Below are 14,776 nucleotides of genomic sequence, written 5' to 3'. Positions count from 1 at the left end.
CGAGCCGACCCTGCTCCACGCTGACCCGGCCGCGAGCGCGGCCGAGGGGACCCTCAGTAGCCCGCGGGACCCCAGTAGCCGATGCGTCGGCGGATCTTCAGTTTTCGCCAGAGATTCCAAGGCTTACGGCGCCGGTTGCGGCCGCCCGCAGCGATGAAACCATCGATGGCCTTGAGGATGCGCTCGGCGGAGTGGCCATCGCGATACGGATGGATGGCATCGCCGTACTCGCGAATCGCCTGCATCAGTTCGGGCGGCCGCGTCAGCGCGCGCTCGATCGCCGGTTCGAACTGGGAGGCCTCGTCGATGTCGATCAGCTGCGGCCCGGGGCGGCGATTCTTGAAGGTCACCACGGGCTTGCCGGTGAGCAGGAATTCGTTGAGCGCGGAAGAGGTGTCCGAGCACATCATGTCCACCTGCGGGAACAACTCCAGGATGTTGTCGTTCTCCGCGAACGTCAGGTACTCGTTCTGCAGCGCCTTGTACTTGGCGGTGGTGTCCGGATTCATCTTCGGATGGAAGGTGACGATCCAGCGCCAGCGGCCATCGCGCGAGAGGCGCTTCACTTCCTCGTACAGCGTTTCGGCCGCGCTCCAGGACGGCGAGAAGGTGGAGTGGTAGAGGATCACCGGCGGCTGGCGCACGGCCGGCAGCGGACCGCTGATTTCCCGCATGAACGGATCGAGCTTGGGAAAGCCCGTTTCCACCACGCTGAAATGGCCCACCCGATCGGCGATGGCCTGGAACTGCGCGGTATCGCGTGGGCCGGTGGTGCAGTAAAGGTCGAAGAAGCCGCGCACATAGATGTGTCGCGGCTTGCCGGCATCGAAGCCGTGAAAGGTCTCCACCTTCACGCCGGGAAAGAAATGCGGCACCGCGTTGCTGGAGGTGATCACCGCGCGCGGTTTCCACGCCCGCACTTCCTGCACGCTGAGCAGCCGTTCGCCTGCCACCAGATCCTCGGCGCCGGGGCCGTCGAAGAACCAAGCCGCCTCGTCGCCGCGGGCGCGGATGGCGTCCTGGATCGGACGCAGGATGGCCAGCGCATAGCGCTCGGAGCCATACAGGAGGTAGTGCTCGGGTTGTCTCATCGATCGATGCCGTGGCGAATCAGGGCGTCGGCTGCGGTCTGCAGCGACGCGGGGTTGCGGCGCATTTCGTAGTAACGCATGCGTTTATAGGCGGCGTACGAGGCGGCGGTCTGCGCGATCACGAAGCCGCGCCAACCGTCGAGGAAGGCCAGCCGGAAAAAATAATCCTTGATGAAGGCCAGCAGGTACACAAACGGCGTCTGCCACATGCGCACCGGCTTGTTCTTCTGCAGCCAGTCGCGGCATTTCAGCTCGGCGTAGCGCAGCACCTTGATCTGCTTCTCGGGCAGGCTGGGGTTGTTCTCGTGGTTGAAGGCGGCGTTCAGCGTCACCGAGGCGCCGTCGAAGCGCAGCGATTCGTGCACGCGGGCATCGGTCCAGCGGGCGCGGTCGCGATGGTAGAGGCGGGCCATCTTCTCGCCCATCGAAGGCAGGTACCAGCGCATGCGTGCGCCCATGAAAATGGTCGAGCGGCGCAGGAAGGCGGCACTAATCCCGCTGGCCATCAGCTCGGGCAGCCGCTGCTCGAGTTCCGCCGCCAGCTCGGGCGAGAGATATTCATCGGCATCGAGCGCGAGGATCCACTCATTGCTGCACTGCGTCGTAGCGAAATTGCGCTGCGGCCCGAAACCCAGCCAATCCTGGTGCACCACCCGTGCCCCGTGCGCCTGCGCCACGGCAACCGTGTCGTCGGTGCTGCCGCTGTCGATCACCAGCTTTTCGCCGGCGAAGGGCACGCTGTCCAGGCAGCGCGCAATGCTCTTCGCCTCGTTGTAGGTCATCACGACGAGGGTGAGGGGAAAGGTAGGCATACGGCGAATTCTAGCCGCATTCGAAACGAGGCTCGTGTCCCCCGGGCGGTGCGCTTGCGCGTTGGCCGAGAGGCGATGGTCGGCTCGGTTTCAGCTGGAGCCCTGCACTATCCTGCTGACTTCGGGTCAGATAACCCTGAAAATAGAACGGTTTCGGGCCGGCCCGGGACAGCAGTAACGATCAGGCAAGCAGGCAGTATGAGAAGCAGGACGACTCCATTGACGACAGACATTCAGCCAAAGAGCCGGGCCATCGGGCGCACGATTCTTGGTATAGGCATCGTCTGGATGATGCTGGGCATGGTCATCATGCCCGCGGGTGTGTCGTTCAATCCGGGTAAGGCATACCAGAACAGCCTGGTCCTGTTCTTGTATCTGCCCGCGCTGGTGCTGTCCTTCACCCAGGGCGCGCGGGTGTGGCGCCAGTTGTGGCCATTGCCGGTGTTCCGGGTTTTTCTCGCGCTGCTGGCCTGGGCGCTGGTGTCGCTGAGCTGGGGGCATCTGCCCCATCCGTCGAACGAAGTGGGAAGGCTGCTCAGCGTCTTCGCCTTCGTCATGGGTTGGCACGCCTATACGGCGGGTGACGTCGCGCGCATTCGCCAGCTGCTGCTGGCTGCCGGGCTCGGGATCGGGGCATGCGCCATCTATTACTGCATCGCCTTCGTGATCACCCCGGTGCAGGACGGCCGCATCGTCGGCGAAGGCACCATCGGCACCGCCAACTACGCCGCGGCCCTGATGGGCGTGGTGGCGCTGTGGCTCAGCCAGCTCGATCTCACCGACCGTCGCTGGTCGGTCGCACGTTATGCGGCGATGGCTGTGCTGCTGCTGTTCGTGGGGCTCACCGAGACGCGCAGCGTATGGCTGGGCCTGGCCCTTGCCGTCGTGCTGATGCCGTTGTGGCAGCCCGGCCGCGCCCACCGCTGGCTGGCGGGGACCGTGGTCGTGCTGGCGGCGGTGATGCTGCTGTGGCCGGCCTCCATGTTGACCGAGCGCGGCACCTCGTTGCGTCCGGAGCTGGCAATGCAGGCACTGCACCTGATCGTGCAGCATCCACTGATCGGCCTGGGCCAGGGCGCCCCCATCAGTCTGATCGTGAACGGCGCGGCGTATACGCATACCCACAACCTGTTGACCCAGGTGACGGTGGAGCTGGGCCTGCCCGGCCTGCTGCTGACCGTGGCGATGTGGCTGATGATCGGCTGGCAGGGTTGGCTCCACCGGGGGACCCTCTCGGGTCGCCTGGTGCTGGCCATCTGGGTCTATGCGTCGGTCGTGCTGCAGTTCGACATGCCGCAGATGCTCGATAGTCCCCGTCCGGCCTGGCTGCTGATCTGGCTGCCGATGGGCCTGGTGCTGGGCCTGATGGCGGGTGATCGGTCGAAGCCGGCAAATTCCATCCAATAAAACTAAAGTACCCCGATGTGTTTGGGGACTCGGGACTATCGATGAACAAGGTACTGGTAACCGGTGGCGCGGGCTTTCTCGGTTCGCATCTGTGCGACCGGCTGCTGCGCGACGGCCATGACGTGCTGTGTGCGGACAACTTCTTTACCGGCAGCAAGCAGAACATCGCCCACTTGCTCAACCACCCGTACTTCGAGTTGATGCGCCACGACGTGACCTTCCCGCTCTACGTGGAAGTGAACCGCATCTTCAACTTCGCCTGCCCCGCCTCGCCGGTGCATTACCAGCACGACCCGGTGCAGACCACCAAGACCAGCGTGCATGGCGCGATCAACATGCTGGGCCTGGCCAAGCGTACCCACGCGCGCATCCTGCAGGCATCGACCAGCGAGGTGTACGGCGATCCGGAAGTGCATCCGCAGCGCGAGGAATACTGGGGCCGCGTCAATCCGATCGGCTTCCGCAGCTGCTACGACGAAGGCAAGCGCTGCGCCGAAACGCTGTTCTTCGACTACCACCGCCAGCACAACCTCGACATCAAGGTGGTGCGCATCTTCAATACGTATGGTCCGCGCATGCACCCCAACGACGGGCGCGTGGTCAGCAACTTCATCGTGCAGGCGCTGCGCGGCGAGGACATCACCATCTACGGCGATGGCAGCCAGACGCGCAGCTTCTGCTATGTGGACGACCTGATCGAAGTGATCGTGCGCATGATGGACAGCGAGGCCGGTTTCACCGGTCCGGTGAACATCGGCAACCCGGTCGAGCACACCATGCTGCAGCTCGCCGAGCGGGTGATCCAGCTGGTGGGCGGCCATTCCAAGCTGGTGTTCCGCCCGTTGCCCTCGGATGATCCGCGCCAGCGCCAGCCGGACATCTCGCTGGCCAAGGAGAAGCTCGGCTGGGAGCCGCGCGTGAGCCTGGACGATGGCTTGCGCGAAACGATCGCCTACTTCCGCAAGCTGCTGAAGGGAGAGGTGGCTGCATGAAGGCGGTGACCTTCAGCGTCGTCATCACCAACTACAACTACCGGGACTACGTCGGCGAGGCGATCGACAGCGTGCTGGCGCAGACGCGTGCCGCCGCTCAGCTCATCGTGATGGACGACGGTTCCACCGATGGCTCCGCCGCGTGGCTGGCCGAACGCTACGGAAGCGACGAGCGCATCACCTTGCGCTGCGTGAGCAACGGCGGCCAGCTCTCGGCCTTCGTGAAAGGCATGGAAGGCGTCACCGGCGACGTCGTGTGTTTCCTCGATGCCGACGACCGCTGGGACAAGGACTATCTCGCGCGCATCGGCGAGGTCTACGACAGCCGGCGCGACATCGATTTCGTGTTCACCGACGTCAATCTGTTCGGCAACGAGCAGGGTCTCGTCGGTTACGCCGATCGCGCCACCGATCTGGGCTTCACCGCCATCAGCACCTGGGTGACCGCCTATTGGTACGGCGCGGCGACCTCGGCACTGTCGATGCGCCGGCCGTGGGCGCAACGCGCACTCGACCTGCCGCACGCGTTCCTGAGCACATGGCGCATCTCGGCCGACAACTGCCTGGTGTTCGGCACCAGCGTGCTCGGCGCGCGCAAGTACTACCTGCCCACCGGCCTGGTGCACTACCGCGTGCACGGCGCCAACGGCTGGTGGCATGCACGCGAACGGGAGAACCAGTTCGTCAACCTGTTCCGCTCGCGCACGCTGATCAACCACTACGCCGAGCGCATGCATATGGACGTCCATACGCTGGACCTGGCCAAGGCGGAATTCCGCAGCAAGCCGGAACCGGGCATGGACGAAGCCTGGCGCTATGCCGGCATCGCGTTCCGTCGTGGCACGTCCGGTTGGCTCAAGCGGCTCGAGCGCACCGTGTCCATCCTGCGGCACGGTCGCAAGAGTCGCGGCAAGGCGGGCGCGTGATGTCTGCCGGGGCTCGTCATCCATGAGCGACGGCCTCGAGCTCAAGGTCAGCGTGGTGCTGCTGACCTACAACTGGCCGCAGGCACTCGAACGCATGCTGGAAGGGCTGGCGCGCCAGTCCCAGCTGCCTTACGAAGTGATCGTCGCCGACGACGGTTCGACCGAAGAAACGGCGGCGCTGGTGCAGCGCATGGCCGCGAGCTTCCCGGTGCCGTTGCGTCATGTATGGCAGGAAGATCACGGTTTCCGCGCGGCGCGTGCACGCAATCGTGGGATCGCCGCGAGCCGCGGCGATTACGTGATCCTGCTCGACGGCGACATGCTGGTCCATCCGCATTTCATCGCCGATCACCTGATGCTGGCCGAACGCGGATTCTTCCTGCAGGGCGGTCGCATCAAGGCGACGCCGGAAGAATCGAAGCGCTTGCTGGCGGGCGGTGCGCCCGTGTTCGCGCCGTGGTCCAAGGCCGACTTCGGCGAATTCGATGGCGCCAAGAGACTTTACGCATTTCACGCACCGGCGTTGGGGCGGTGGAAGTCGCGCTCGCGCAACGGCGGCCGGGTGATGAGCTGCAACATGAGCTTCTGGCGCGACGATCTGCTGCGCGTGAACGGCTTCGACGAGCGGATGGAAGGCTACGGTGCGGAAGACCGCGAGCTGGCGGCACGCCTGGAAAACACGGGATTGAAGCGACGCGCGCTCAAGTGGGTCGCGCTTGCGGTGCATTTGTGGCACAACTCGCGTTCCCCGCCGGAAGTCGACGACATGGACCTGCCCAACAACCGCCTGTTCCATGCCACGCGCACGCAAGGCATCACCTGGTGCGATGCCGGCATCAGCCAGCATGTCGATCTGCTCGGCGACAACGACCGCGCAGCATGAAACTGCTTTACACCAACTTCCACGGCGGCGACGGCGGCGGTCACACCACCTATGTCCGCGAGTTGGCGGCTGCACTTGCCTCGCGCCATGAAGTGCACGTGGCCGCCCCTCCCGGCAGCCGGCTGAATCGCGAGGCGAGAGCCTTGCCCGGGGTGTTCGTGCTGGACCAGCCGTTTCCCAACGGCATCAACAAGTGGAAGGCGCGGCGTCGTGCGCGCGTACAGCTCGCTGCGTATTTGCGCGAGCAGGCGTTCGATCTCGTCCACGTCAATGGTTCGGCCGACCACCGCCTGGTGCTTTCGGCCATGCCGGCCAGGCGTCCCGCCCTGGTGTGGACCAAGCACAACTCCAAGCCTGTGCGTGGCATTGGCGCGGCGCTGCGCGCGCGCCGCACGGACATGGTGATCGCCGTTTGCGACTACACGCGCCGCGAATTGTTGCAGACCGCCTATCGCCGCTGCCGCCTGGAAACGGTCTACAACGGCGTCGATATCGAACGCTGGTCGCCGTGGCCGGCCGACGAAGCGAAGGCCGAACGCGTCAGCTGGAACGGCGGCGACGACGGTGTCTTCTTGCTCGGTAGCAATGCAGGAACCGCCAGCTACAAAGGCTGGATGGATCTGATGGAAGCGTTGCCCTTGCTTCCTCCCGATATTCGGCAGCGTGTGCGCGTACTGATTGCCGGCGTACCGCCGCAGGCCGCCGAGCTTGAACGTGTCGCGGCGCTGGGGTTGTCCGACCAGGTGGTTTTTCCTGGCGTGCTGAGCGACTCGCGCGGCCTGGTCGCTTCGCTTGATGCGGGCTTCGTCCTGTCCTATGGCGTGGAGACGATTTCCTTCGCCTGCCGCGAAATGATGTCGATGGGCAAGCCGGTACTGGTCACGCGCTATGCGGGGCTGCCCGAGAACATCCACGAGGGGAGCGATGGCTGGATCGTGCCGGTGCGTGATCGCCAGGCCATGGCTGAAGCGGTGAGAACATTGGTCGAACAGCGCAGCGTGCTGCCTGCGATGGGTGCGGCTGCACGTGAGCATGCAGAGCGGGAGTTCGGTTTGCCCTTGTTCGTGGGCAGGACGGAAGAGGCGTACGAGAAGCTGCTGCGTGCTTAAGCGGCTCTAGCCAACACCGGGTCACCTTGTGGGAGCGCACTTGTGCGCGACAAGCCTACGGAGCAGTACGTCCGGGCGCCCATGTCGCGCACAAGTGCGCTCCCACAGAAAGGCAGGTGACTGGGGTAGATCTGCGCTGCGCATTTAGCGCTGTGTTCGGCACTGAGGCAAGACCGCCCCCTTTCCCCGATGGGGGAAGGGGAAAGTGCAATGTGCCGCGAGCGTTACTCCTCCAACGCCGCCGCCGGCACCCGATCCACGTCTTCGCTAGGCAGGCATCCCGGCACCACGGCGTCGGCCTTGAACATCCACCACTCACGCCGATTCGCGTGCCCCAGGCTCACCGCCTTGCTGCGATCCACGCAGTTCGCCATCACCCCATCCAGCGCAAACAACCAGCGATGCTCGGGATCGGCGGCCTGCCACTTCATCGCTGCAGCGTATTGCTCATGCCAAGGGCGAGTGAAACCAAAGTCCGTTGCCGGATGGTCGAACATCAGCAGGTTCTGCTCCTTCCACGCCACCATGCCGATCTGGTCGCCCGCCGGCAGGCGTTCGCGCACGTCGCGCATCACGCCGGCCGCCGAACTGGAGTCGTTGAGAACTGGATACGCCCAGAAACTCAGCGTCAGCCATATCGCGGCCATGCCGCAGGAGACGGCGAGGACTGCGCGGCGAACCCGTAGTGTGGCGATCAGTGCAAACAGAACGGCGCCAAGAGTCACGCCCATCCACCAAAGCGCCTGACCGCCGTCGTCGAAACCGCGCGCGATGGCGAACTCGGTGGTGAACTTGGGGTGTGCGATGAGCGCTGCTGCTCCAATACCGAGCACGGCCGCACCCATGATGCCGATAAAGACGAGCCCCGCCACGCGCAACCAGCGCTTCTGCAGCAGCTCGTCGAGATACGGCGCACTGACCAGCGCCAGCATCGGCAGCGCCGGCATGATGTAGACGTCGCGCTTGCCCTTGGGAATCGAGAAGAACACCAGCAGCAGCACGATCCAGCCCAACGGCAGCAGGATGCGCGCGTCCTTGGCCTTCAACGAGCGCCACCAGCGCGGCAGCATGCCGGGATAGGTCAGCGACAGCGGCAGCCAGGTGAACAGCACGATCGGCACGTAATACAGCGCGTTGTGGTGGTGATCCCACGACTTGCTGTAACGGCCGGCCGTCTGATGGAACAGGATGTCGTTGACGTAGGCGGCATAGGCCGGATCGCCCGCATGCGCCTTGGCGCCCAACAGCATCGGCACCAGCCACAGCGCCATTGCCAACAGCAGCGCGACCAGTCCCAGCGCCCAGCGCCACCACGCGCCCTTGCCCATGCGCGCCACGCCATGCCACTGGCCGAACGCGGCCACCAGATACGGCACGATCATCAGGAGTGCGAGCACGCCCACGCCCTTGGTAATCACGCCAAGGCCCGCGCAGAAACAGCCGAACCAGAACGCCCGCCAGTTCGGGCCCTTGAGCATGTGCAGCAGCAGGCCCCAGTTCGCCGCCGTGATGTAGAACATCACCAGCGGATCGATCTGCGCGCGTTTGGTCTGAAAGACGAACTGGAAAGTAATCAGAAGGGCCGACGCCGCGTAAATACCGACCTGGCGATTCCACAGGCGACGACCGAGGTCATACACCAGCGCCAGGCAACCCAGCGCCGCCAGCAACGAAGGCAGCAGGAAGGCGAAGCGCCAGTTGCGCAGCACCGTGTAACTGGCCGCCTCCAGCCAGAACAGCATCGGCGGCTTGTCCGAATAAAGCTCGCTGCCGCGATGCGGGAACAGCCAGTCGCCGCTCTCCACCATGTGCTTGGCGGCCAGCGCAAAGCGCGGTTCGTCGGAAGGCCAGGGATCGCGCAGCCCCATGCCGGCACCGATCACCACCAGCGCGATCAGCAGCAACAGCCAGAAGCGGCGGCGTTCCAGGGGAGTGGCTTCAGAAAAAACGGACATGCTTGTATTTCCGGAGATGCGGCAGGGCCGCGTCGCTGATCGAATAGCCTAACGGCGCTGCCTTGTCCCTGGCTTAGGCGCGGCGCACGGCCCGCAAGTTTCAGGCCTTCTCAAGCACGGCATAGTACATGCCGTCGAGGTCGCCATCGCCCGGCAGCACCTGCCAGCCCACGCTGGCGGCCTGGCCCACCGGCAGGGTGAACTCCACGGCGCGGGCATCGGGCCGCTCCTTCAGCCACTCGCCGACGACGGCATCGTTCTCCGCGCGCAACATCGAGCAGGTGATGTAGACCAGCCGCCCGCCCGGCGCCAGCAGGGGCCACAGGGCGGCGAGGATGCGTCGTTGTTGTGCGGCGAGCGGTGCCAGGTCGCTCTCACGACGATGCAGGCGCACGTCGGGGCGGCGACGCAGCACGCCGGCCGCCGAGCACGGTGCGTCGATCAGGATGCGATCGTAGGGCTTGCCGTCCCACCAACCTTCCGGCTCGCCGGCATCGCCGACGACGATGCGGGCTTCGAGCCCGAGGCGCTCCAGGTTCTGGCTGATGCGTTGCGTGCGCTTGGTATCGAATTCCAACGCGGTCAGCGCGACGCTGGCACGCTCCAGCAGATGGCAGGCCTTGCCGCCCGGGGCGGCACAGGCATCCAGCACGCGCTGGCCATCGCGCACATCGGCGAGGTCGGCGGCGATCTGCGCGGCGCCGTCCTGCACCGCGAACTCGCCCGCGGCGAAACCAGGAAGCCGCGTGACGTCGGTGCTGTGCGGCAGCACGATGCCGTCGTCCAGCCACGCATGTGCCTCAGCCATATGGCCGTCCAAACGCAGGCGCTCGATCAGCGAGTCGCGCTCGGTGCGGCGATGGTTGACGCGCAGCATCAGCGGCGGCTCGACGTTGTCCGCCGCCATCACGGCATCGGCCTGCTGCGGCCAGTCGCGCTCCAGCGTCCTGGCCAGCCACAGGGGATGCGCGTGTCGTGTTTGCGGTTTGGCGTCGAGTTCGGCCAGCAGTGTCTCGCGTTCGCGTTGCCAGCGACGCAGCACCGCGTTCACCAGCCCTGCCATGCGCGGACGCTGCAGCGCGCGCGTGGCTTGCACGGTGGCGGCCACAGCGGCGTACGCAGGCATTTCAAGAATTTCCAGCTGCACCAGCCCTAGCACCAGCAGCGCGTGCACCACCGGCTCCTTCTGTCGCAGCGATTTTTCCAGCAGGCGATCGAGCACCGGATCGAAGCGCAGCCACCAGCGTGCGCCATCGCTCAGCAGGGCCATCAGCAGCGCGCGATCGCGACCGTCCGCCAGCTTCGGTGCATGGCGCTCCATCGCCTCACGCAGCGAGGTGCCGCGCAGGGCGACGTCGGCAAGGGCTTGGGCGGCTAGAGCACGGGTGTCGGTCATGGAGGGGGAAGGTAGTGGATGGGGGTGAGAAGCGGGGATGAACGAGGCCCAAGCTTTTTGCTCGTCATTCCGGCGTAGGCCGGAATCCAGTAGCGGCCACAATCGGTTTCTGCGTGGCTTTGAAAGGCTTTGATGGATGCTCAGCGAGAATCTATCGCCCCGCCACTGGATTCCGGCCTGCGCCGGAATGACGAGCTTGTTAGGCGCCGCGTGTCTTTATGGCGTTGAAGTAGTCGGCCGCCGTAATGCGCTTGCCGCCCGACCGCTGCAGTGCGGTCACGCGCAGCGCACCTTCGCCGCAGGCAATGTCGATGCCCTCGCGGCTCATGCCGAGCACCGAACCGGGTGCGCCGTTGCCTTCAATGGCTCGGGCGGCCCATATACGCAGCATTTCGCCAGCAACATCGCCCTCGGCCACCGGCCACGGATCGAACGCGCGAACCTGGCGCTCCAGCTCGATCGCCGGTCGCCTGAAATCGAGCCGTGCCTCAGCCTTGTCCAGCTTGTGCGCGTAGATCACGCCATCTTCCGGTTGCGCCCGTGGCAGCAAGGTCTCGCCAGACAGTACGCGTGACAGGCCTTCGGCGAGCGCATCCGCGCCCAGCGCGGACAACCGATCATGCAGCGAACCACCGGTGTCCTCACCGCTGATCGGCGTACGCCGCTCCAGCAGCACCGGACCGGTGTCCAGCCCCGCTTCCATCTGCATCAGGTCGACGCCGCTTTCGTCATCGCCGGCCAGGATGGCGCGCTGGATCGGCGCTGCGCCGCGCCAGCGCGGCAGCAGGCTGGCATGCACGTTCCAGCAGCCCAGGCGCGGGATGGCCAGCACTTTGCGTGGAAGAATCAGTCCGTAGGCCACCACCACCATCAGGTCGGGCGCGTAAGCAGCCAGCGTGGCGCGGGCCTCTTCCGATTTCAGCGATTCGGGCTGTTCGACCGCAATGCCGGCGGCCAACGCGGCCTGCTTGACCGGGCTGGGCGTCAGCTTGCGGCCGCGGCCGGCGGGACGATCGGGCTGGGTATAGACCGCCACCACCTCCGCACCGCTGGCGCGGCACGCTTCGAGGCAGGGAACGGAAAATTCGGGAGTGCCCGCGAAAACGACGCGGAGCTTCAAGCGGTGGCCGCCTGCTTGCGCTGCTTTTCCAGCCGCTTGAGCAGCATGGAGCGCTTGAGCGGCGACAGGTAGTCCACGAACACCTTGCCGGCGAGATGGTCCATCTCGTGCTGGATGCACACGGCCAGCGGGCCTTCGAATTCGCGCTCGATCTCGTTGCCGTCGACGTCGTTGGCCTTCACCGTGACCTTCAGGGCGCGGGTGACATCGGCATAGATGCCGGGGAACGAGAGGCATCCTTCCTGATAGACCTGCGCGCCGTCCTTCTGGACCAGGCGCGGGTTGATCAGGGCCAGCGGCTGGTTGCGCTCGTCGCTCATGTCGGCAACCAGCACCTGCTTGTGCACATTGACCTGGGTGGCGGCGAGACCGACACCATTGGCGTCATACATGGTCTCGAACATGTCGGCCACGAACTGCTTGAGTTCGGCGTCGAACACGCTCACCGGTTCGGCCTTGGTGCGCAGGCGGGGATCGGGGAATTCAATGATGGTCAGGACGGACATGGTTTTTACCTCAGCGCCGAAACTGCGGGCGAATCGGTGAAAACCAAGCCCGGAGCGCATCTAGAATGGCCCTTATTGTACGCCGCCAAGCCCGTGTCTGGCATGCCGTTTTGCCAACTGGACACGGTTGCGTGAACAAGTTGTTCGGTTACACTCGCCCGAGCGTTGGGGGATGGGGGATTCCCGTTTATGATCAGAAAGTCCATCGGACTGCTGGCCGGCATGCTGGTCACGGTTGCTGTTTACGCTGCGGGTGCGCAATTGCGCGCCGATCACCCCGATACCTACACGGTTCGAAAGGGCGACACCCTTTGGGCGATTTCCGCACGCTTCCTGTCCAAACCCTGGTTGTGGCCGGAAATCTGGCAAGCCAACCCGCAGGTGCAAAATCCGCATCTGATCTATCCGGGTGACGTGCTGAACCTGTCGTTCGCCAATGGTCCGCGCCTGGGCTTGCAGCCTCGCGTGCGTGCCGAAGGCGACGCCATTCCGGCCATTCCGCTGGATCAGCTGCAGACCTTCCTCAAGGAAATGCGCGTCCTCAACAGCGAGGACGTGGAGAACCTGCCCTATGTGGTGGGCTTCGAGGAAGCGGATCTGCGCGGCACCGTGGGCAAGAACGTCTACGTTCGCAACCTGACTTCGACACCGGGCCAGCGTTTCGCCATCGTGCGGCCGACCCAGACCTTCCGCGACTTCGACAGCAAGAAGGGCCGCGATGGCGGCTCGGACCTGGTTGCGCATCCGCTGGACAGCAATGTGTCGCTGGTCCGCACGCCGTGGAAGGAAGACTTCCGCGACGACGGCCACTACGGCCACGGCGAGGACATCGGCACCGAAGTCAGCGTGATCGGCACCGCCGAAGTGCTGCGCACCGGCGACCCGACCAGCCTGCTGCTGTTGAACTCCACCATGGAGATCAACAAGGGCGACCGCCTGCTGCCGATCGACGACAAGCCGTATGACGCCTACTACTACCCGCATGCGCCGAAGTCGGTACCGGGCAATGCGCGCGTGATCGCCTTCGCCGATGCCTACGATGCGGTGGGTCCGCACCAAGTGGTGGCGCTGAACATCGGCTCGCACGACGGCGTGGACAACGGCCAGACCTACTCGATCTACCAGCCGGGCGAAACCATCAACGACGACGTGGCCCACAACAGCTGGAACCGCGGCACCGGTGTGGACGTGACGCTGCCGCAGGAGTTCGTCGGGCACGTGATGGTGTTCCGCACCTTCGACCGGGTGAGCTACGGCCTGATCATGGACGGCCTGCGTCCGGTGCATAAGCACGACAAGCTCGAACTGCCGGAATAAACCTCCGGCGGTCGGGGACGACAGAACGGCGCGGTCATCACCGCGCCGTTTCTTTTTGCGCCGTCCTTAGGCTGGATGGCCATGAACGCCACGCCACACCTTCGTACCTGGCTCACCCTTCTGCGCACGCCGCGCTTCGCCTCGGTAAGTCTTCGCGAGCAGCTGGCGATCCATGGCGGAATCGACGCCGTGCACGCCGCCCTGCTGCAGCGCCTGGCCGAGTTGCCCCCGGACACCCGCGGCTGGCTGGAACGGCCTGACCAGCGGCGCCTGGACGCCGACCTGGCTTGGCTCGAACACCCCTGCCACCGCCTGCTGCTCTGCACCGACGAGGATTTCCCGCCGCAGCTCGAGACCATTGCGCAGCCGCCGATCGCCCTGTTCGTGGCCGGCGACGCCAGCCTGCTGCTGCGTCCGCAGCTGGCCATCGTCGGTGCGCGGGCGGCCACGCTGGCCGGGCGTACGTATGCGGGTGCCTTCGCCGAGGACCTGGGGCATGCCGGCTTCGTGATCACCAGCGGCATGGCCGAAGGCATCGACGGCGCCGCCCACCTGGCGGCACTCGATGCCGGGCTGCCCAGCGTGGCCGTGGTGGGCACCGGACCGGACCGGGTATACCCACGCCAGCACCATGCGCTGGCACGGCGGCTAGCGGCCGAGGGCGCGCTGGTGAGCGAGTTTCCGCCCGGTACGCCGGCCCGCGTGGATCACTTCCCGCGCCGGAATCGCCTGATCTCGGGCCTGTCGCTGGGAACCCTGGTGGTCGAGGCCGGGCTGCAGTCCGGTTCCCTGATCACGGCACGGCTTGCCGCGGAACAGGGCCGCGAGGTGTTCGCTTTGCCCGGTTGCATCCATAATCCGCTGGCTCTCGGTTGCCATCGGCTGATTCGCGATGGCGCGCGGCTGGTGGAAACAGCGGCCGAAATCGTGGAAGCGCTTGCTCCTGCTGCTGTCGCAATGGGTCGTGAGTTGGCTGGCCGGCTGGATCGGTCCGCTCTCCCGGCACCCGGAGCGACGGCATTCGAAGCCGATCCATCCCGTCAGGCGTTATTCGATGCGCTCGGTTACGGGCCGGTGGCGTTCGAGGATTTGGCAGGCTCGACCGGCAAAGCTGTCTCGGACCTTACATCCGAGCTGCTGATGCTGGAGTTGGAAGGCAAGGTCGAAGCGCTGCCAGGCAATCGCTACCAACGCTTGCCGGGCTATTAGAAAGCCGACGTGCAGCGCGCTTTCACATCGTTCAGCTTGACGGCGTGATGCCG

Annotated in this window: 13 protein-coding genes; 7 read left to right on the top strand and 6 right to left on the bottom strand. The window is 65.4% G+C overall.

All coding sequences use genetic code 11. The annotated features are described in order from the left end of the window. Positions 1 to 53: 53 nt before the first annotated feature. A complete protein-coding gene (locus ISP20_RS03685; RefSeq protein ID WP_204634722.1) occupies positions 54 to 1,091 on the bottom strand; it encodes a CDP-glycerol glycerophosphotransferase family protein in 1,038 nt (345 codons plus the stop codon). Next, positions 1,088 to 1,903, bottom strand: coding sequence for a glycosyltransferase family 2 protein (locus ISP20_RS03680; protein WP_204634721.1), 816 nt, complete (start codon positions 1,901 to 1,903; stop codon positions 1,088 to 1,090). Before ISP20_RS03680 ends, ISP20_RS03685 begins: the two co-directional genes overlap by 4 nt. Positions 1,904 to 2,203: 300 nt before the next feature. On the opposite strand from ISP20_RS03680, the gene ISP20_RS03675 reads away from it, so the two are divergent. From ISP20_RS03675 to ISP20_RS03655, 5 genes are read left to right on the top strand one after another with little or no spacing between them, the layout of a single operon-like run. Then, entirely contained in the window at positions 2,204 to 3,310 is a 1,107-nt protein-coding gene (locus ISP20_RS03675) for an O-antigen ligase family protein (RefSeq protein ID WP_204634720.1), read from the top strand. Between the two features lie 41 nt (positions 3,311 to 3,351). Further along, positions 3,352 to 4,302, top strand: coding sequence for a UDP-glucuronic acid decarboxylase family protein (locus tag ISP20_RS03670; RefSeq protein WP_204634719.1), 951 nt, complete (start codon positions 3,352 to 3,354; stop codon positions 4,300 to 4,302). After that, a complete protein-coding gene (locus ISP20_RS03665) occupies positions 4,299 to 5,228 on the top strand; it encodes a glycosyltransferase family 2 protein (RefSeq protein WP_204634718.1) in 930 nt (309 codons plus the stop codon). The genes ISP20_RS03670 and ISP20_RS03665 overlap by 4 nt, the downstream gene beginning before the upstream one ends. 22 nt (positions 5,229 to 5,250) lie before the next feature. Then, on the top strand, positions 5,251 to 6,111 hold the full coding sequence (locus ISP20_RS03660; protein WP_204634717.1) for a glycosyltransferase family 2 protein: 861 nt from the start codon (positions 5,251 to 5,253) through the stop codon (positions 6,109 to 6,111). Continuing rightward, positions 6,108 to 7,220 carry a glycosyltransferase family 4 protein gene (locus ISP20_RS03655; RefSeq protein ID WP_204634716.1) on the top strand — a complete coding sequence of 371 codons (1,113 nt, stop codon included), beginning with the start codon at positions 6,108 to 6,110 and terminating at the stop codon, positions 7,218 to 7,220. Before ISP20_RS03660 ends, ISP20_RS03655 begins: the two co-directional genes overlap by 4 nt. Positions 7,221 to 7,444: 224 nt before the next feature. Here the strand turns inward: ISP20_RS03655 and ISP20_RS03650 are convergent, their stop codons facing one another. The 4 genes from ISP20_RS03650 to def form a co-directional block, all read right to left on the bottom strand. Next, positions 7,445 to 9,175, bottom strand: coding sequence for an ArnT family glycosyltransferase (locus ISP20_RS03650; RefSeq protein ID WP_204634715.1), 1,731 nt, complete (start codon positions 9,173 to 9,175; stop codon positions 7,445 to 7,447). 100 nt (positions 9,176 to 9,275) lie between these two features. After that, positions 9,276 to 10,571, bottom strand: coding sequence for a 16S rRNA (cytosine(967)-C(5))-methyltransferase RsmB (gene rsmB, locus ISP20_RS03645; RefSeq protein ID WP_204634714.1), 1,296 nt, complete (start codon positions 10,569 to 10,571; stop codon positions 9,276 to 9,278). A 199-nt stretch (positions 10,572 to 10,770) separates the two neighbouring features. Continuing rightward, positions 10,771 to 11,691: a methionyl-tRNA formyltransferase gene (gene fmt, locus ISP20_RS03640; protein ID WP_204634713.1), complete on the bottom strand. Its 921-nt coding sequence runs from the start codon at positions 11,689 to 11,691 to the stop codon at positions 10,771 to 10,773. Beyond that, positions 11,688 to 12,197 carry a peptide deformylase gene (def, locus tag ISP20_RS03635; protein ID WP_204634712.1) on the bottom strand — a complete coding sequence of 170 codons (510 nt, stop codon included), beginning with the start codon at positions 12,195 to 12,197 and terminating at the stop codon, positions 11,688 to 11,690. The genes fmt and def overlap by 4 nt, the downstream gene beginning before the upstream one ends. Before the next feature lie 189 nt (positions 12,198 to 12,386). Here def and ISP20_RS03630 point away from each other — a divergent pair, with 189 nt between their 5' ends. Further along, positions 12,387 to 13,514: a LysM peptidoglycan-binding domain-containing protein gene (locus ISP20_RS03630; RefSeq protein WP_204634711.1), complete on the top strand. Its 1,128-nt coding sequence runs from the start codon at positions 12,387 to 12,389 to the stop codon at positions 13,512 to 13,514. Positions 13,515 to 13,595: 81 nt separating this feature from the next. After that, complete coding sequence (gene dprA, locus ISP20_RS03625; protein ID WP_204634710.1) at positions 13,596 to 14,723, top strand: DNA-processing protein DprA; 1,128 nt, start codon at positions 13,596 to 13,598, stop codon at positions 14,721 to 14,723. Positions 14,724 to 14,776 lie beyond the last annotated feature (53 nt).

This window comes from Dyella kyungheensis (assembly GCF_016905005.1).
Taxonomy (GTDB): domain Bacteria; phylum Pseudomonadota; class Gammaproteobacteria; order Xanthomonadales; family Rhodanobacteraceae; genus Dyella; species Dyella kyungheensis.
This window is presented reverse-complemented; position numbering and strand designations above follow the sequence as displayed.